The following is an 18,087-nucleotide window of genomic DNA, read 5'->3' as shown; positions in this document are numbered from 1 at the left end:
CTCAGGCAGCAAACACGCCAGCAGCATCGATTACAACGGCGCCATCTCGCATTTTTGCCATCTCTTTGAATTCACGGTGCTTGACCAGCAATACGTGAATGTGCGCGCTGTCCAGGGCATAGTCAGTGTCTACCAACTGATGCGCGGCCAACTTTTCAGGCAGCTCCTGAATGTTGGGTTCGATGAGCTGTAGCGTCACGCCCAGTTCATCGCTCAACTGTCGGGCGATGTTGAGGGCTGGGCTTTCACGCAAGTCATCGATGTCTGGCTTGAAAGCCAAGCCATAGCACGCGATCTGCACGGTGCTGGCGGACTGTTCCGGATGGCTCAGCAAATAGTCGGCCACGGCCAGTTTCACTTGTTGAACGACCCACTGCGGCTTCTGGTCATTGACTTCGCGGGCACTACGGATCAAGCGGGCCAGCTCTGGGGTTTTGCTGACGATGAACCAGGGGTCGACCGCGATACAGTGACCACCGACGCCGGGGCCGGGCTGCAGGATATTGACCCGAGGGTGGTGGTTGGCCAGGCGGATCAACTCCCACGGGTTGATTTCCAGTTCGGCGCAAATCATTGACAGTTCGTTGGCGAACGCGATGTTGACGTCACGAAAGCTGTTCTCGGTGAGCTTGCACATCTCGGCCGTGCGGGTGTCGGTGATAATGCACTCGCCCTCGACAAACGCGCGGTAAAGACTCACGGCGGCGTTGGAGCACTTGGGGGTCATACCGCCAATGATGCGATCGTTGGCAACCAGTTCCCGCAAGACATGGCCTGGCAACACACGCTCAGGACAGTGCGCGATACGGATGTCGGAATCTTCGCCATGGGTGGCCGGGAAGGTCAGGTCCGGGCGAGCTTGGGCAAGCCACTCGGCCATGCACTCCGTCGCTCCGACAGGGGAGGTTGACTCCAGGATAACCAAGTCATTCTTTTTCAAGACGCTGGCAATCGACTTGCTTGCCGCCTCGATGTAGCCCAGGTCCGGCTCGTGGTTTTCCTTGAAGGGTGTTGGAACCGCAATCAGGAACGCATCGGCCGGTTCAGGTACCGTCGTTGCCCGCAGGTAACCTTCGGTGACGGCGGCATGAACCAACATATCAAGATCGGGCTCGACGATATGAATCTCGCCACGATTGATGATGTCTACAGCGCGCTGATTGACATCAACGCCAATGACTTGCTTCTTGCGTGAGGCGAAAATGGCTGCTGTGGGCAGGCCGATGTAACCAAGTCCAATGACCGAAATGCGGGAGAAACTCATGCTGCTGCCTCGTTTCGTTGAGCGACCAAAACCATCAGCGCCTCACGGATGTGTGCACAAGCCTTACCGTCGCCATAAGGGTTATGGGCAAAACTCATTTTTTGATAAGCCACTTCGTCGCTCAGCAATTCGCTGAGGTGGTGGGTGATGGAGTCCACTTCTGTGCCAACCAGCTTCACTGTGCCGGCTTCGACGGCTTCGGGGCGTTCAGTCGTGTCACGCATCACCAGGACAGGTTTGCCCAAGGCAGGTGCTTCTTCCTGGATACCGCCGGAGTCGGTAAGGATCACGTAAGAGCGCGTCATCAGGTAAACGAACGGCAGATAATCCAGTGGTTCGATCAGATGCACGTTGTTGATACCAGCTAGCAGGCGTTTTACGGGTTCACGAACGTTCGGGTTCAGGTGCACCGGGTATACGAACTCAACATCGGGGAATTGCTGGGCAGTGTTGACCAGCGCTTGGCAAATACGCTCGAAACCGCCACCGAAGTTTTCGCGCCGATGGCCGGTGATCAACACCATGCGCTTGTCACGAGGCAAGAATGCAAACTGCTCCTCGAATTGCGCTTGGAGTGGCGAAGCTGGACTACTTAAACGATCGACCACGCTGAGCAGGGCATCAATCACGGTGTTGCCGGTAACGTGAATGGCCGAGGAGGCGACTCCTTCTTTCAGCAGGTTCTGCCGCGATGTTTCAGTGGGCGCAAAATGGAGGGCAGCAAGAGTACCTGTTAACCGCCGGTTGCCTTCTTCGGGCCATGGCGAATAGAGGTCGTTGGTACGCAGGCCTGCCTCGACATGGGCAATCGGGACTTGTTGGTAATAGGCGGCCAGGCTGGCGGCGAAGGTAGTGGCGGTGTCGCCATGAACAAGGATCACATCGGGCTTGAAGTCTTCAAGGATGGGTTTGAGCCCTTGAATAATCGCCGTCGTCACGTCTGTCAGTGTTTGCCCGGCTTTCATGATGTTCAAGTCGAAGTCGGGCGTCAGCTCGAATAGTTCAAGCACTTGGTCGAGCATCTCACGGTGCTGCGCGGTGACGCACACCCTCGACTCAAAACGAGGGTCGCTTGCCAGTTCCAGAACCAAAGGGGCCATTTTTATGGCTTCGGGCCGGGTCCCGAAAATGGACAGCGTCTTGAGGGGCATATATGAACACTTCTTCACAGATTTAGCGGTGAGCCAATGTCAGGATGCGACGCGCTTGTTGGCACGTCACTAGAATCCATTCCAATGGTAAAAAACGTCTGCAGCAGACCGCAGATGCGGTTCTGCGCAACTGAAAATGCATAGGTGGGAGGGCAAGAGGCGTAGCTTTTGGGCACTCCGTGCTCGTGACAACTCCATAACTGGCGCATGAAGATTTTTTTATATCTTTTCACTGGCAATTTTGCTGGAACCGCCTACGCAGCACGGAAGATATCATTTTGAATTTGTTGTGCCACTAACAAATTCACAAACTTTTCACTTTACAAGCTCTGCGTTGACTGCTAACAAATGTTGTCCTTTTGCTAGTGAAAAACGTGCACATTCGGGCAAAAGTCTCGATAGATGTGCGATTTTTCTGATGTTATTGAAGATTTTACGTAGCTGGCGTTTTCAATTTCTCTTGGTAAAGCTCAGACAAAAAAAATTACAAAAAAATGAATTGTCTGACCAATATCGAGTCTGGGAGTGCGGCAGGCGGGTATGGCTTTTCAATACTGAAAGGCTATGGCTCTGGCAGCGGGCGCTTTCAACCATCCTAGTGGAGGTCCTGCTTTCCTTCTGTATGAGGCGATAGCAGGGTTTTGGCGTGGTATTTCCCTTCACGGGACAACTGCTCATACAGCCACATCCCTTGGGCTGGACAACAGTGGGCGGAGTCTGTTGTCCAGCCCTCAGGTCAGGCGCGATTGTGGTTTTGATCGAAGATCAACCCGCCAGCATCGGGTAGCTAAACAACCCGAAATGCAGCAGATTCAAACCAAAGTGTGTGGCGATCGCCGCGCCCAGGCCGCCGAAGCGGTAGGCCAGGCCATACCCCGCGCCGGCGATACTGGCCAGCAGCACCCATTGCCAACCCGCGCCCACATGCACCAGGCCAAACAGCAGCGAGGCCAGCAGCAAGGCGAGGTTTTCGCCATAAGGCAGTTGCTTGAAGCGCCGGCTCAGGCCGCCCTGGATATAGCCGCGAAACAGTGCCTCCTCAACCAGGGTCACCAGTAACAGGTTGTTCAACACCCAGAGCCAGGCCTGGTCCGGCCATTTGGGCGCCCAACTGATAATGCCCAGAAGCACCGCCCCGCCGAGGGCGGCGATGGTGGTCAGGGTCAAGGCCAGGGCCGTGGCATAGATCGACAGGCGCAACGGGCGGCGAGCGACGATCCACGGGCAGACCAGCAGCAGCCAGAAACCGATCAGCGGTTTGTCCTGGTTCAGGTACATCGAGAAGGGCACGGCATCGGCGCTGAAGCGCTGCGGGTCGATGCCGCGACCGTTGTAGAAACCGGGCAGCCAGTGCATCGCCAGGCCGAGGGCCAATACAATGAACAGGCCATGGCCGAGGTAGCGGGCCCATGGGATGTGTTGTTGGCGCACGGCGTAACCTGCCACCAGCAAGAGGCCGATGGACACCAGGGCCAGTAAACCCAGTTGCCCGTAGGCCAGGGCCAGTGCATAGCCGATGGATAGAAGTGCCAGGTACAGCCAGGGTAAAGCGGGCATTGAAAATCCTTGTGACGTAAAAATGACGCAATTGCTTTTGCAGGAACCGGCAAGCCGGTTCCTGCAACGGGTGCGTATTATAGCGGCGGGACCTGGAGGCAAAAATGAAAACACCGCCCGTAGGCGGTGTTTTGTCTGGCTTTACGCGTTATGAAGCAATCAACTGACGCAGTACATAGTGCAGAATCCCGCCCGCCTTGAAGTACTCAACTTCATTGAGGGTGTCGATCCGGCACAGCACCTCGACTTTCTCGCTGCGGCCATCTTCGCGGGTAATCACCAGCGTCAGGTTCATGCGTGGCTCGATCTCGGCATGGGTCAGGCCGAGGATGTCGATCTTCTCCTTGCCGGTCAGCTGCAGGGCCTTGCGGTTCTGGTCCAGCTTGAACTGCAACGGCAGCACGCCCATGCCCACCAGGTTGGAGCGGTGGATGCGCTCGAAGCTCTCGGCGATCACCGCCTTGACCCCCAGCAAGTTGGTGCCCTTGGCGGCCCAGTCGCGGCTGGAGCCGGTGCCGTATTCCTGGCCGGCGATCACCACCAATGGCGTGCCGGATGCCTGGTATTTCATGGCCGCATCGTAGATCGGCATCTTCTCGCCGGTAGGAATGTAGAGGGTGTTGCCCCCTTCTTCGCCGCCGAGCATTTCGTTGCGGATGCGGATGTTGGCGAAGGTGCCGCGCATCATCACTTCATGGTTGCCGCGGCGCGAGCCGTAGGAGTTGAAGTCCCGCGGTTCCACACCCTGTTCGCGCAGGTAGCGTCCGGCAGGGCTGTCGGCCTTGATATTGCCGGCAGGGGAGATGTGGTCGGTGGTCACCGAGTCGCCAAGCAGCGCCAGGATATTGGCGCCCTGCACATCCTTGATCACCGGCAGCGGCCCGGCGATGTCATCGAAAAACGGCGGGTGCTGGATATAGGTGGAGTCTTCCTGCCACACATAGGTTGCGGCCTGCGGCACTTCAATGGCTTGCCACTGTGCGTCACCGGCAAACACCTCGGCGTATTCCTTGTGGAACATGCCGGTGCTGACCTGGGCCACCGCGTCGGCGATCTCCTGGCTGCTGGGCCAGATATCGCGCAGGTAGACCGGCTGGCCATCCTTGCCGGTACCGAGGGGCTCGCTGCTGATATCAATGCGCACGGTCCCGGCCAGGGCATAGGCCACCACCAGCGGTGGCGAGGCCAGCCAGTTGGTTTTCACCAGCGGGTGCACGCGGCCTTCGAAGTTTCGGTTGCCGGACAGCACCGACGCTACCGTCAGGTCGGCTTGCTGAATGGCTTTCTCGATAGGCTCAGGCAGCGGCCCGGAGTTGCCGATGCAGGTGGTGCAGCCATAGCCCACCAGGTCGAAGCCCAGTTGGTCCAGGTAGGGGGTCAGGCCGGCGGCGTTGTAGTAGTCGGTGACCACCTTGGAGCCTGGCGCCAGCGAGCTCTTTACCCAGGGCTTGCGGCTCAGGCCCTTTTCCACGGCTTTTTTCGCGACCAGGCCGGCGGCCATCATCACGCTCGGGTTGGAGGTGTTGGTGCACGAAGTAATCGCCGCAATCACCACCGCGCCGTTTTTCAGGCGATAGGTCTGGCCTTCGAAGTCGTAGTCGGCTTCACCCACCAGGTCGGCATTGCCCACCGCAACACCGCCACCGCCTTCACTTTCCAGGCGACCTTCTTCCTTGCTGGCAGGCTTGAACTGCAAGTCGAGGAAGTCGCTGAAGGCCTGGCTCACATCCGGCAGCGAGACCCGGTCCTGTGGGCGTTTCGGCCCGGCCAGGCTGGCCTCGACAGTGCCCATGTCGAGGGCCAGGCTGTCGGTGAACACTGGTTCTTCACCGGCGTTGCGCCACAGGCCCTGGGCCTTGGTATAGGCCTCGACCAGCTTGACGGTGGCGGCAGGCCGGCCCGACAGGCGCAGGTAGTCCAGGGTCACGTCATCCACTGGGAAAAAGCCGCAGGTGGCGCCGTATTCCGGGGCCATGTTGGCGATGGTGGCGCGGTCGGCCAGGGGAAGGTCGGCGAGGCCGTCGCCATAGAACTCGACGAACTTGCCCACTACGCCTTTTTTACGCAGCATCTGCGTGACCGTCAGTACCAGGTCGGTGGCGGTGATGCCTTCTTTCAATTTGCCGGTGAGCTTGAAGCCGATCACTTCCGGGATCAGCATCGACACCGGCTGGCCGAGCATCGCTGCTTCTGCCTCGATACCGCCCACGCCCCAGCCCAGCACACCGAGGCCGTTGATCATGGTGGTGTGGGAGTCGGTGCCCACCAGGGTGTCGGGGAAGGCGTAGGTGCGGCCATCTTCGTCCTTGGTCCACACGGTGCGGCCCAGGTACTCCAGGTTGACCTGGTGACAGATGCCGGTACCCGGCGGCACGACGCTGAAATTATCAAAGGCGCTCTGGCCCCAGCGCAGGAACGCATAACGTTCGCCGTTGCGCTGCATTTCGATATCGACGTTTTGCTCGAAGGCGTCGGCATTGCCGAACTTGTCGACCATCACCGAGTGGTCAATCACCAGGTCCACCGGCGACAGCGGGTTGATGCGCTGCGGATCGCCACCGGCCTTGGCCACGGCGGCGCGCATGGCGGCCAGGTCGACCACGGCGGGTACGCCGGTAAAGTCCTGCATCAATACCCGGGCCGGGCGGTACTGTATTTCGCGATCGGAGCGGCGCTCCTTGAGCCAGGCGGCAAGGGCCTTGAGGTCGGCGCCGGTGACGGTTTTGTCGTCCTCCCAGCGCAGCAGGTTTTCCAGCAGCACCTTGAGGGACATCGGCAACTTGTCCAGGTCTCCCAGGCTCTTGGCGGCTTCGGGCAGGCTGAAGTAGTGGTAGGTCTTGCTGTCGATCTGCAGGGTCTTAAGGGTTCTCAGGCTATCAACGGATGACATTACATGACTCCTTATGGTCCGCACGGCTACGGACCTGACGGGACGAACAGAGCTTATAAGCTAGCCCGGTTTTCAGTAGCAGGCTAATTACTGGACTCTATGGGCAAGTCCAAGGTTCCGAACTCAGCTATCATGCGCGCGTTTTCATGACAGGCATTGCGATAGAGCAAGCCAGTTGCCAGGAGATTCAATGAACACCCTTTTTATGCACTGCCGCCCGGGTTTTGAAGGCGAAGTCTGTTCCGAGATCGCGGAACACGCCGCGCGCCTGAACGTTTCCGGCTATGCCAAGGCCAAGACCGGCAGCGCCTGCGCCGAATTTGTCTGCACCGAAGAAGACGGCGCCCAGCGCCTGATGCGCGGCCAACGCTTTGCCGAGCTGATCTTCCCAAGGCAGTGGGCGCGCGGGGTGTTCATCGACTTGCCGGAAACCGACCGCATCAGCGTGATCCTCGCGCACCTGCGGGATTTCCCGGTGTGCGGCAGCCTGTGGCTGGAGATGGTCGATACCAACGACGGCAAGGAACTGTCGAACTTCTGCAAGAAATTCGAAGTGCATCTGCGCAAGGCCCTGCTGGCCGCCGACAAACTGGTCGAAGACCCGAGCAAGCCGCGCCTGCTGCTGACCTTCAAGAGCGGTCGCGAAGTGTTTATGGGCCTGGCCGAGTCAAACAACTCGGCGATGTGGCCGATGGGCATCCCGCGCCTGAAGTTCCCTCGTGACGCGCCCAGCCGCTCGACCTTGAAGCTGGAGGAGGCATGGCACCACTTTATCCCCCGCGACCAGTGGGACGAGCGCCTGCACGGCGACATGACCGGCATAGACCTCGGCGCAGCGCCAGGCGGCTGGACCTGGCAGTTGGTCAATCGCGGCATGCTGGTGACGGCGATTGATAACGGCCCCATGGCCGAAAGCCTGATGGACACCGGCCTGGTGCAACACTTGATGGCGGATGGTTTTACCTTCACCCCCAAGCAGCCGGTGGACTGGATGGTCTGCGATATCGTCGAGAAACCGGCGCGTAACGCGGCCCTGCTGGAAACCTGGATTGGCGAGGGGCATTGCCGCGAAGCGGTGGTCAACCTCAAGTTGCCGATGAAACAGCGCTACGCCGAAGTAAAACGCCTGCTGGAGCGCATCGAAGAAGGCTTCAAGGCGCGGGGCATCCGGGTAGAAATCGGTTGCAAGCAGCTGTACCACGACCGTGAGGAAGTGACCTGCCACCTGCGCCGCCTGGACGTAAAGAAACCCAAGGCCCGCTAAAGACGACCTTGTAGGAGTGAGTGATGAGCGACATTTTTGACCCTGCCGTCGACGGCACCCTCGACGCCACCGGCCTCAACTGCCCGGAGCCGGTAATGATGCTGCACCAGCACATCCGCGACCTGGCGCCCGGCGGCCTGCTCAAGGTGATCGCGACCGATCCCTCGACCCGCCGCGATATCCCCAAGTTCTGTGTGTTCCTGGACCATGAACTGGTGGAACAGCGCGAAGAGGCGGGGACTTACCTGTACTGGATCCGCAAGAAGCTCGCTTAAACCGCCGTGCGGATGCGCTTGCGCGCACTGCGTGCCAGGCGCACCACCAGCATCGCCGCCGCGCAACTGAGGCCGACGATCAGGCCCTGCCACAAGCCGCTCGGGCCGCTGGGCTGGCCCAGCCAGTCGGTCAGCCCCAGCAAGTAACCCACCGGCAGGCCCAAGCCCCAATAGGCGAACAGGGTCAGGACCATGGTCACCCGGGTGTCCTGGTAGCCACGCAACGCGCCGGCGGCCGTCACCTGGATCGCATCCGAGAACTGGAACAGCGCCGCAAACACAATCAGCATCGCCGCCACCTGGACCACCTGCGGGTCGGCGGTGTAGATCGTGGCGATCTGCTCGCGAAACAACAGCATCAGGCTGCACGATAGGCAGGCATAGGCCAGTGCGGTGCCCATCCCCACGCCAGCGGCGAAGCGCGCTTCACGGGGTTCGCCACGGCCCAGGGCCTGGCCGACCCGCACGGTCACGGCCATGCTCAGGGAGTAGGGGATCATGAACACCAGGGAACTGAAGTTCAGGGCGATCTGATGCCCGGCGACCACGGTTGCGCCCAGGCTGCCGATCAGCAGGGCGATCACCGCAAAGATGCTCGACTCGGCAAATACGGCGATGCCAATCGGCAGGCCGATGCTCAGGATACGCTTGATCACCGACCATTTCGGCCAGTCGAAGCGTTTGAACAGCTCGCTGGCGTGATAGGCCGGGGCCCAGCGGGTCCACCCGACGAAGCCCAGCATCATTGCCCACATCACAATCCCGGTGGCCCAGCCGCAGCCCACGCCGCCCATGGCCGGCACACCGAAATGGCCATAGATGAACACGTAGTTCAACGGAATATTCAACGCCAGCCCGCCCAGGCCGAGGAGCATGCTTGGGCGCGTGCGGCCCAGGCCGTCACTGAAGCAGCGCAGCACGTAGTACAGCGCCACCGCCGGCATGCCCGCCGCGATGCCGTGCAGGTAGCCCATGCAGGGGGCGATCAGCTCGGGATCGACGTTCATCGCATGCAGGATCGGTTCGGCACTGATCAGCAGCAATGACGCGGTGCCTCCCACCACCAGCGCCAACCACAACGCCTGGCGCACCAGCGGGCCGATCTCGGCGTGGCTGCCGGCGCCAAAGCGCTGCGCGACTTTGGGGGTGGTGGCCAGCAAGGTGCCGGTCATCAACAGATACACCGGAATCCAGATGGAGTTGCCCAGGGCCACTGCCGCCAGGTCTCGCGCACTGACGCGCCCGGCCATCACCGCATCGACAAAACCCATGGCGGTGGTTGCCAGTTGCCCGATCATGATCGGCAGGGCCAGCGCCAGCAGGCTGTGGACTTCCCGGCGAACGCGGGCAGGGCGGGAGAGGGTTGTGGTGGCAGTGTTCACGTACAGATGTCCGATAAGGGAGAACTCAGGACGGCGCATTCTACGCCTTGACGGATGGGTCAGGAAAATACCTGTGTAGCGGATTTGTAAACGCGCCACAGGCTGGTGCCTGTACACTGCGGGTCCGCCAAAGGAGCCTGCCATGCTGATTGTTGCCGACGAAAATATCCCGCTGCTCGATGCGTTCTTCGAAGGGTTTGGCGAGATCCGCCGCGTGCCCGGTCGGGCCATTGACCGCGCCGCCATTGAACAGGCCGATGTGCTGCTGGTGCGCTCGGTGACCAACGTCAACCGCGCGCTGCTGGAAGGCACGCCGGTACGGTTCGTCGGCACCTGCACCATCGGCACCGATCACCTGGACCTCGATTACTTTCAGCGGGCCGGTATCCAATGGTCCAGCGCGCCGGGTTGCAACGCCCGGGGGGTGGTGGATTATGTGCTGGGGAGCCTGTTGACCCTGGCTGAAATCGAGGGCGCAGACCTGAACCAGCGGACGTATGGCATCGTCGGTGCCGGTGAAGTGGGCGGGCGCCTGGTCAAGGTGCTCAAGGGCCTGGGTTGGAAAGTGCTGGTCTGCGATCCGCCACGCCAGGTCGCCGAAGACGGTGATTACGTCAGCCTGGAACAGATCATCGAGCAATGTGATGTGATCAGCCTGCATACCCCGCTGAAAAAATCCGGCAGTGGCTCGACCTGGCACCTGCTGGATCGCCAGCGCCTGGAGCAGTTGCAGCCGGGTACCTGGCTGATCAACGCCAGCCGCGGCCCGGTGGTGGATAATGCGGCGCTGCGCGAGGTGTTGCTGGACCGCGAAGACCTGCAGGCGGTGCTGGATGTGTGGGAAGGCGAGCCCGAAGTGGATGTCGAGTTGGCCGAGTTGTGCGTGCTGGCGACCCCGCATATCGCCGGCTACAGCCTGGACGGCAAGCAGCGCGGCACGGCGCAGATCTACCAGGCGCTGTGCGCGCACCTTGGGCAGCCGGCGAGCATTCAGTTGAGTGACTTGCTGCCTGAGCCTTGGCTGGCGGAGGTTAACCTCAATGCCAGCACCGACCCGGCCTGGGCCCTGGCGACGCTGTGCCGCAGCGTCTACGACCCGCGGCGCGATGATGCAGATTTCCGCCGCAGCCTCGTGGGCACTGTGGAGGAGCAGCGCAAGGCGTTCGACCTGCTGCGCAAGCACTATCCGGACCGCCGCGAGATTGACGGCTTGAAGGTGCGGATCAGCGGTGAGTCGGCAGCCTTGCAGGCCCTCGTCACCAGCTTGGGCGCAAGCCTTTGCTGATCGACATAGCGCAGGCATAAAAAACCCGGCCACCTGGGCCGGGTCTGAAAGAGCTGGGGCGTATCAGCCTTGCTGGGCAGGCTTGACCAGTTTCTGCTCCAGTTCGGCGCAGGCGCCCTGGATCATCTCTTCGGTAATCTGCACTTCACGGCCCTGTGCATCGATGTACGAGCAAGGCAACTGCTGTGGCTGGCGGATTACTTCAACTTTGTCAGTGCTGCTGGTTTGCAAGGACATGGCCTGTCTCCTCATCAGGTTGTGTACCTACTCTAATTCCCCCGCGTGACCGAGCTGTTACAACTCCATGGCCCGTCGACGGATCGAATGCCCACTCCAGCAGAAATCACGCTGGATTTCCAGCCGGAGTTTAGACCGATAGCCTCTAGGGCTTAGTCTTGCCGGGCATAATTAACCTGACTCATTGTGATTTGCCCAAGTTCAATCCGATTGCAGTGTAGGCTTGGGGGTGTCTTCCTCAGGTGATGCTCTCCATGCTTTCAGCCCGTCAACGCCGCGCCATTCGCCTGGCCACCCGCTTTATTGCCCCCTATCGCTGGCAGGCTGTCGGCGCCTTGCTCGCGCTGATCGTCACCGCAGGCATTACCTTGTCCATGGGCCAGGGTATTCGGCTGTTGGTGGACCAGGGCTTTATGACCCAATCGCCGCACCTGCTTAACCAGTCCATCGGCCTGTTCATGATCCTCGTACTGGGTCTGGCGGTGGGCACGTTTGCGCGCTTTTACCTGGTGTCGTGGATCGGCGAGCGGGTGGTCGCGGACATTCGTCGGCTGGTGTTCAACCACCTGATCTACCTGCATCCGGGGTTCTACGAGCACAACCGCAGCTCGGAAATCCAGTCGCGCTTGACCGCCGACACTACATTGCTGCAATCGGTGATCGGCTCATCCTTGTCGCTGTTCCTGCGCAACGCGTTGATGGTGATCGGCGGGATTGTGTTGCTGTTTATCACCAACCCCAAGCTCACCAGCATTGTGGTGGTGGCGCTGCCGCTGGTGCTGGCGCCGATTCTGATCTTCGGTCGCCGCGTGCGCAGCTTGTCGCGCCAGAGCCAGGACCGGATTGCCGACGTCGGCAGCTACGTGTCCGAGACCCTGGGCCAGATCAAGACCGTGCAGGCCTACAACCATCAGGTGCAGGATGAGCAGCGCTTCGCGCGGACGGTGGAGGAGGCGTTCACCACGGCGCGCAAACGCATCGTCCAGCGTGCCTGGCTGATCACCCTGGTGATTGTGCTGGTGCTGGGTGCCGTCGGCGTGATGCTGTGGGTGGGCGGCATGGATGTGATTGCCGGGCGCATCTCCGGCGGTGAGCTGGCGGCCTTTGTGTTCTACAGCCTGATCGTCGGCAGCGCCTTTGGCACCTTGAGCGAAGTGATCGGCGAGTTGCAACGGGCTGCCGGGGCGGCAGAGCGAATCGCCGAGCTGTTGCAGTCGAGCAATGACATCCAGGCGCCGGCGACTGGTGCGATCAAGTTGCCGCAACGGGTCAGTGGCCGTCTGGAGCTGCAAGACCTGTATTTCTCCTACCCCTCGCGTCCTGACCGCTATGCCATCGAAGGCCTGAACCTGAGCGTCAAGGCTGGCGAAACCCTGGCCCTGGTCGGCCCGTCCGGGGCGGGCAAGTCCACCCTGTTCGACTTGCTGTTGCGTTTCTATGACCCGCAGCAGGGGCAGGTGCTGCTCGAAGGCCAGCCGCTGACCGATCTCGACCCGCTGGACCTGCGCCGCTGCTTTGCCTTGGTGTCCCAGAGCCCGGCGCTGTTTTTTGGCAGCGTCGAAGACAACATCCGCTACGGCAACCCGCAGGCCAGTTTTGCCCAGGTCGAAGAAGCGGCGCGCATTGCCCATGCCCACGATTTCATCCTGCAAATGCCTGACGGTTACCAGACCCATCTGGGGGATGGCGGCCTGGGCCTTTCCGGCGGTCAGCGCCAGCGTCTGGCCATTGCCCGGGCCTTGCTGGTGGATGCGCCCATTCTGTTGCTGGACGAGGCCACCAGTGCCTTGGACGCGCAGAGCGAGCATTTGATCCAGCAGGCGTTGCCGCAACTGATGCAGGGGCGCACCACTCTGGTGATCGCCCACCGCCTGGCCACGGTAAAAAACGCCGACCGGATCGCGGTGATGGATCAAGGGAAATTGGTCGCAGTGGGCACCCATCAGCAGCTGATTGCCAGCAACCCGCTGTATGCGCGGCTGGCGGCCCTGCAATTCAGCGATGGCCACGACGAACCCTAAAAAAATGCCCGCGTCTCACAACGCGGGCACTTGCAGCTTCAAGCGGGCATCATCTACCGGCTGTTACTGGTCATCAAAATAACGTTCGTGCCAGTCCACCAGCGGCTGTGGCGAGTTGAGCTTCTGCCCGTAGATCACCGAATAAGACAGCACGTTCTGCACATACTGGCGGGTTTCGTCGAACGGGATGCTCTCCACCCACACGTCGAAACTCAGGTGGTCGGCGCCGCGCAGCCATTGGCGTACGCGGCCAGGGCCGGCGTTGTAGGCCGCGGAGGCGAGCACGCGGTTGCCGTTGAACTGGCTGTGCACCTGGCTCAGGTAGGCGGCGCCGAGTTGGATATTCTTGTCCGGGTCCAGCACCTGCTGCGGTGACGCCAGCGGGATGCTGAACTTGCGCGCGGTTTCCTTGGCGGTGGCGGGCATCAGTTGCATCAGGCCGCTGGCGCCGACGCCGGAGCGGGCGTCATCCATAAACGCGCTTTCCTGACGGGTGATGGCGAACACCCAGCTCGAATGCAGGCCACGGACCTTGGCTTCACGCACCAGAGTGTCGCGGTGGGCCATGGGGAAGCGGATATCCAGGTCGTCCCAGTACTTGGCCTGGCTGATGGTGCGGATCGCTGGGAAGTACCACTTCATGTCGTAGGCGAGCTTGGCCTGGGCAACCATTTCGTCACGGTTGAAGTGGCGGCTGACGTGATACCACTCGCGGCGGCCGTCGACGATCTGGCCACGGGCATAAAATTCCAGGGCGCGGCGTACACCCGGGGTATTGCGCACCTTGTTGATCAGCGCCTGGCTCATGACCAGCGGCTGATTATTGAGTTGATACGGGGCCTGGGAGCGATCCGCGGCAAGGAAGCCATAAAAATCCCGCTCCTTTGCCAGGCCCTTGTACAGCACCAGTGCATGGGGGTTCTTCGGCTCGGCCAGTTCCAGGGCGCGGGCCTGCCAGTAGCGCCAGCGGTTGGTGGTGGCCAGGTCCTGGGGCAGCTTGCGGGTCAACTGGTAGGCATCTTCCCAGCGGGCCAGGCGCAGCAGCAGGCGCAGGCGCCATTCGGAGACGGTGTTGTCACGCAGTTCCGGGTCGTATTTGGTCATCACATCCAGGGCGCGCGGGTCGTAGCGGCGCGCCAGGGTCAGGCCGATTTCCCGGGCGATGGAGACTTTTTCGTCACGGGAGAAGTGCATGCTGCTGGCATACCCATCCAGCAGGGCCATGGCTTGTTCCGGATTCTGGCGCGCCAGGCGGCGCAAGCCCAGGCCGACGGCGTCGGACATGGCCGCGGTGGCCGGCAGGAAGCGTGATGGGTCGCTGAGCATGGCGGGCTTTTGCGCCACATCCACCATCAAGCGGCCCTGGGCGCCCAGGGTGGGCAAGGTTTTCACCAGGCTGTTGGCCAGCGCATAGTTACGGGCTTCGGCGGCCAGCTTGGTGCGGTCCCAGATTTTCTGTTCGGTCAATTGCCCGGCGGCGGCCCATTGGCCAAAGGTGGCATCGCAGGCGGCGGGTTGGGATTTACCGGTCATCCACAGGGCTTCGGCGGTCTTGTAGCCTTCGGCCTTGAGGTTGTGGCTCAACTGGTATTGGCCGTGGAGGCAGTCCAGTTCGGTGAAATTGAGCTTGGCGTCGTAGTACTTTTCAAAGGTCTGCCAATCGCCACGCTCGGCCAGCCAGCGCAACCAGCGCAGTTTCATCCAGTTGGCCTGGGGCAGGTCGCCATGTTTGGCCAGGAACTGTTCGATTTCCTGGTTGCTCGCGGACTTCAGGCGGGCGGTCAGTTCGTCATAGGCCAGGTAAGGCGTCAGTGGATAGTCGGCCAGGGCCTGGCTGTATTGCATGTACGGCCCGGTGTCACCTTTGGCCAGGGCGCGCTTGGCTTGGTCGTAATATTGGCGTTGGGTGGTCAGGTCCACGGCCTGGGCGGTCTGGACGGCGGTGGAGGAAAGAAGCAGGCAAGATAAAAAGCTGAAAAGGCGACTGCGCATGAGACGTCCGTGCAAAGAAATCAGGACTAGTGCCGGCGCCGCCGACACTGATTACCCCTAGCTTAGCCTTTTGCCTACAGCCGGTGAAAGCTTTGCTGGCTGCTTCGCTGAAGTTCTCAAGAAATGTCCTACAGAACGTGTCGGGCACGAAAATGCCGGCCGCTTCACCCCCCAACTCAGGTAGAATGCGCGCCCAGTTTTTGGAGAAGCGTATGACCCTGCTCAAATTCAGCGATGTGTCCCTTGCTTTCGGCGCTATGCCGTTGTTGGACAAGGTGTCCTGGCAGATCGCCCGTGGTGAGCGGGTGTGCATCATCGGCCGCAACGGCACCGGCAAGTCCAGCATGATGAAGCTGGTAAAAGGCGACCAGAAGCCCGATGACGGCTCCGTGTGGCGCGCCCCGGGCCTGAAGATCGGCGAATTGCCGCAAGAATTGCCGGTGGCCGACGAACGGACCGTGTTCGACGTGGTTGCCGAAGGCCTCGACGGTGTGGGCGCATTGCTTGCCGAATACCATCACCTGGCGCAGAACTGCGTCACCGATGCCGACCTGGACAAACTGATGCACGTCCAGCAAGACCTCGAAGCCCGTGATGGCTGGCGCTTGCAGCAATTGGTCGACAGCACCCTGAGCCGCCTGCAACTGCCGGCCGACAAGACCCTCGCCGAGTTGTCCGGCGGCTGGCGTCGCCGTGTGCTGCTGGCCCAGGCTCTGGTTTCCGAGCCGGATCTGCTGCTGCTCGACGAACCAACCAACCACCTGGATATCGGCGCGATTGCCTGGCTTGAAGAGGCCCTCAAAGACTTCCAGGGCGCCGTGCTGTTCATCACGCACGACCGTTCTTTCCTGCAGAACCTCGCCACGCGCATCCTCGAGCTGGATCGCGGCGGCCTGATCGACTGGAACGGCGACTACGCCAGCTTCCTGGTGCACAAGGAAGCCACCCTGGCCGCTGAAGAAACCGCCAACGCGCTGTTCGACAAGAAACTGGCCCAGGAAGAAGTGTGGATCCGCCAGGGCATCAAGGCCCGCCGCACCCGTAACGAAGGCCGTGTACGGGCCCTGAAAGCCTTGCGTGTGGAGCGCAGCGAACGTCGCGAGCGCACTGGCAAGGCCAATATCCAGCTCGATACCGCCGACAAGTCGGGCAAGCAGGTGATGGTCCTGGAGAACGTCAGCTTCCATCACCCGGATGGCCCGTTCCTGATCAAAGACTTCTCCATGGTCCTGCAGCGCGGCGACCGCATCGGCCTGCTGGGTGCCAACGGTACCGGCAAGACCACCCTGCTCAAGCTGATGCTCAGCGGTCTGCAACCGACCAGCGGCACTGTGGAAGAGGGGACGCGCATCGACGTGGCCTACTTCGACCAGTTGCGCCACCAGTTGGACCTGGAAAAGACCGTGATCGACAACGTCGCCGAAGGCCGCGACTTTATCGACATCGACGGCCAGAGCCGCCACGTGTTGAGCTACCTGGGCGACTTCCTGTTCAGCCCGCAACGTGCGCGCACGCCGGTCAAGGCGTTGTCTGGCGGCGAGCGTGCGCGTCTGCTGCTGGCCAAGTTGTTCAGCAAACCGGCCAACCTGCTGGTGCTCGACGAACCGACCAACGACCTCGACGTGGAAACGCTGGAGTTGCTGGAAGAGGTCCTGCTGACCTTCAACGGCACCGTACTGATGGTCAGCCACGACCGGGCATTCCTCGACAACGTGGTCACCAGCACCCTGGTCTTCGAAGGTGAAGGCAAGGTGCGCGAATACGTCGGTGGTTACCAGGACTGGCTGCGCCAGGGCGGCTCGCCGCGCCTGCTGGGCGTGACCGAGAGCAAGTCTGGCAAGGCCGACTTGAACTCTGCTGTGGTTGCACCGGCTGCTGTTGCGCCGGTTCAGGAAGCCGCGCCGGCTGCCAAGAAGAAGCTCAGCTACAAGCTGCAGCGTGAGCTCGAAGCCCTGCCGGGTGAGATCGAAGCCAAGGAAAAGCAGATTGCTGCAGTGGAGGCCGACATGGCTGACGCGGGCTTCTACCTGCGTCCGGCGGCAGAAACGGCCAAGGTCATCGAGTCCCTGGAGAAGCTGAACCAGGAGCTGGAAGTCTTGGTTGAGCGTTGGGCCGAGCTGGATGCCTGATTGATTCAGCGGCAATAAAAAACCGGTGCTCTTACGAGTACCGGTTTTTTTATATGAAATGCACTTCAACAGGTAGGAGCTGGCTTGCCGGCGATAGCGGTCTGCCAGCCACCCGATGTATCAGCTGACAGGCTGCTATCGCAGGTAAGCCAGCTCCTACATCTGATGTGCAGTGCTCTTACGAGCTTTTTACCAGCTTCACTGCCAGTACGTCGCACGGTGCGCCGTGCAATACGTCGTTGGCGGTCGAGCCCAGCAGCAACGCCAAGCCGTGGCGACCATGGCTGCCGACCACGATCAGGTCGCAGTTCTGTTCCTTGGCCAGATGATGGATTTCCTGGCGTGGCTGGCCGTAAGTCAGGTGGCTTTGGTCTTTTTTCAGTGCGGGATATTTGGCAATCAGTCGGTCCAGGCGCTCCTTGGCCTGGTCGAACTGCTGCTGTTGCAGTTGCGAAAGGTCCATCGGTACGTCGCCGCCAAAGGCCATGGCCATGGGTTCGACGATATGCACCAGCGACAGCTTCACGGTATCGCCGGCAATGGCCACGGCGCGCTTGATCACCGGATCGCACTCTTCGGTCAGATCCACGGCGACCAGAATATGTTGGTAAGTCATGAGGCGTTCCTCCAGGGGACTGCA

General features: G+C 61.0%; 13 protein-coding genes. 5 read left to right on the top strand and 8 right to left on the bottom strand.

The window, feature by feature from the left end; genetic code table 11:
• Position 1: 1 nt before the first annotated feature.
• The 4 genes from wecC to acnA form a co-directional block, all read right to left on the bottom strand.
• A complete protein-coding gene (gene wecC / locus HU773_RS19685) occupies positions 2-1,264 on the bottom strand; it encodes a UDP-N-acetyl-D-mannosamine dehydrogenase (protein WP_120733808.1) in 1,263 nt (420 codons plus the stop codon).
• Positions 1,261-2,415 carry a non-hydrolyzing UDP-N-acetylglucosamine 2-epimerase gene (gene wecB / locus HU773_RS19680; RefSeq protein ID WP_120733806.1) on the bottom strand — a complete coding sequence of 385 codons (1,155 nt, stop codon included), beginning with the start codon at positions 2,413-2,415 and terminating at the stop codon, positions 1,261-1,263. Before wecB ends, wecC begins: the two co-directional genes overlap by 4 nt.
• A 765-nt stretch (positions 2,416-3,180) precedes the next feature.
• Positions 3,181-3,972: a CPBP family intramembrane glutamic endopeptidase gene (locus HU773_RS19675; protein ID WP_057960306.1), complete on the bottom strand. Its 792-nt coding sequence runs from the start codon at positions 3,970-3,972 to the stop codon at positions 3,181-3,183.
• A gap of 148 nt (positions 3,973-4,120) precedes the next feature.
• On the bottom strand, positions 4,121-6,862 hold the full coding sequence (gene acnA, locus HU773_RS19670) for an aconitate hydratase AcnA (RefSeq protein ID WP_169989648.1): 2,742 nt from the start codon (positions 6,860-6,862) through the stop codon (positions 4,121-4,123).
• Between the two features lie 190 nt (positions 6,863-7,052).
• Between acnA and rlmM the strand changes: the two genes are divergently transcribed.
• Both rlmM and tusA read left to right on the top strand, forming a co-directional pair.
• Entirely contained in the window at positions 7,053-8,126 is a 1,074-nt protein-coding gene (rlmM, locus tag HU773_RS19665) for a 23S rRNA (cytidine(2498)-2'-O)-methyltransferase RlmM (RefSeq protein WP_186625596.1), read from the top strand.
• A 23-nt stretch (positions 8,127-8,149) separates the two neighbouring features.
• Entirely contained in the window at positions 8,150-8,401 is a 252-nt protein-coding gene (gene tusA, locus HU773_RS19660; protein WP_057438513.1) for a sulfurtransferase TusA, read from the top strand.
• On the opposite strand, the gene HU773_RS19655 is transcribed toward tusA, so the two are convergent.
• On the bottom strand, positions 8,398-9,783 hold the full coding sequence (locus tag HU773_RS19655) for an MATE family efflux transporter (protein ID WP_057438638.1): 1,386 nt from the start codon (positions 9,781-9,783) through the stop codon (positions 8,398-8,400). The genes tusA and HU773_RS19655 overlap by 4 nt on opposite strands.
• A 142-nt stretch (positions 9,784-9,925) precedes the next feature.
• Between HU773_RS19655 and pdxB the strand changes: the two genes are divergently transcribed.
• Positions 9,926-11,068 (top strand): 4-phosphoerythronate dehydrogenase PdxB, encoded by a 1,143-nt coding sequence (pdxB, locus tag HU773_RS19650; RefSeq protein ID WP_057960303.1) that lies wholly within the window; start codon positions 9,926-9,928, stop codon positions 11,066-11,068.
• A 63-nt stretch (positions 11,069-11,131) separates the two neighbouring features.
• Here the strand turns inward: pdxB and HU773_RS19645 are convergent, their stop codons facing one another.
• Positions 11,132-11,305, bottom strand: a complete 174-nt coding sequence (locus HU773_RS19645; protein WP_032863322.1) for a PA1571 family protein — start codon at positions 11,303-11,305, stop codon at positions 11,132-11,134.
• A gap of 245 nt (positions 11,306-11,550) precedes the next feature.
• Here HU773_RS19645 and HU773_RS19640 point away from each other — a divergent pair, with 245 nt between their 5' ends.
• On the top strand, positions 11,551-13,326 hold the full coding sequence (locus tag HU773_RS19640; protein ID WP_164844806.1) for an ABC transporter transmembrane domain-containing protein: 1,776 nt from the start codon (positions 11,551-11,553) through the stop codon (positions 13,324-13,326).
• A 63-nt stretch (positions 13,327-13,389) separates the two neighbouring features.
• Here the strand turns inward: HU773_RS19640 and HU773_RS19635 are convergent, their stop codons facing one another.
• Entirely contained in the window at positions 13,390-15,318 is a 1,929-nt protein-coding gene (locus tag HU773_RS19635) for a transglycosylase SLT domain-containing protein (RefSeq protein WP_169989650.1), read from the bottom strand.
• A gap of 212 nt (positions 15,319-15,530) precedes the next feature.
• Here HU773_RS19635 and HU773_RS19630 point away from each other — a divergent pair, with 212 nt between their 5' ends.
• The gene (locus tag HU773_RS19630) at positions 15,531-17,447 is read left to right on the top strand and encodes an ATP-binding cassette domain-containing protein (RefSeq protein ID WP_057960300.1); all 1,917 of its coding nucleotides are present in this window, start codon (positions 15,531-15,533) and stop codon (positions 17,445-17,447) included.
• A gap of 178 nt (positions 17,448-17,625) precedes the next feature.
• Here the strand turns inward: HU773_RS19630 and HU773_RS19625 are convergent, their stop codons facing one another.
• The gene (locus HU773_RS19625) at positions 17,626-18,063 is read right to left on the bottom strand and encodes a universal stress protein (RefSeq protein ID WP_057438517.1); all 438 of its coding nucleotides are present in this window, start codon (positions 18,061-18,063) and stop codon (positions 17,626-17,628) included.
• Between the last annotated feature and the right edge of the window lie 24 nt (positions 18,064-18,087).

Source organism: Pseudomonas shahriarae (genome assembly GCF_014268455.2).
Classification (GTDB): Bacteria; Pseudomonadota; Gammaproteobacteria; order Pseudomonadales; family Pseudomonadaceae; genus Aquipseudomonas; species Aquipseudomonas shahriarae.
Note: the sequence above shows the minus strand (reverse complement) of the source record. Positions and strands in the feature narration are given on the sequence as shown.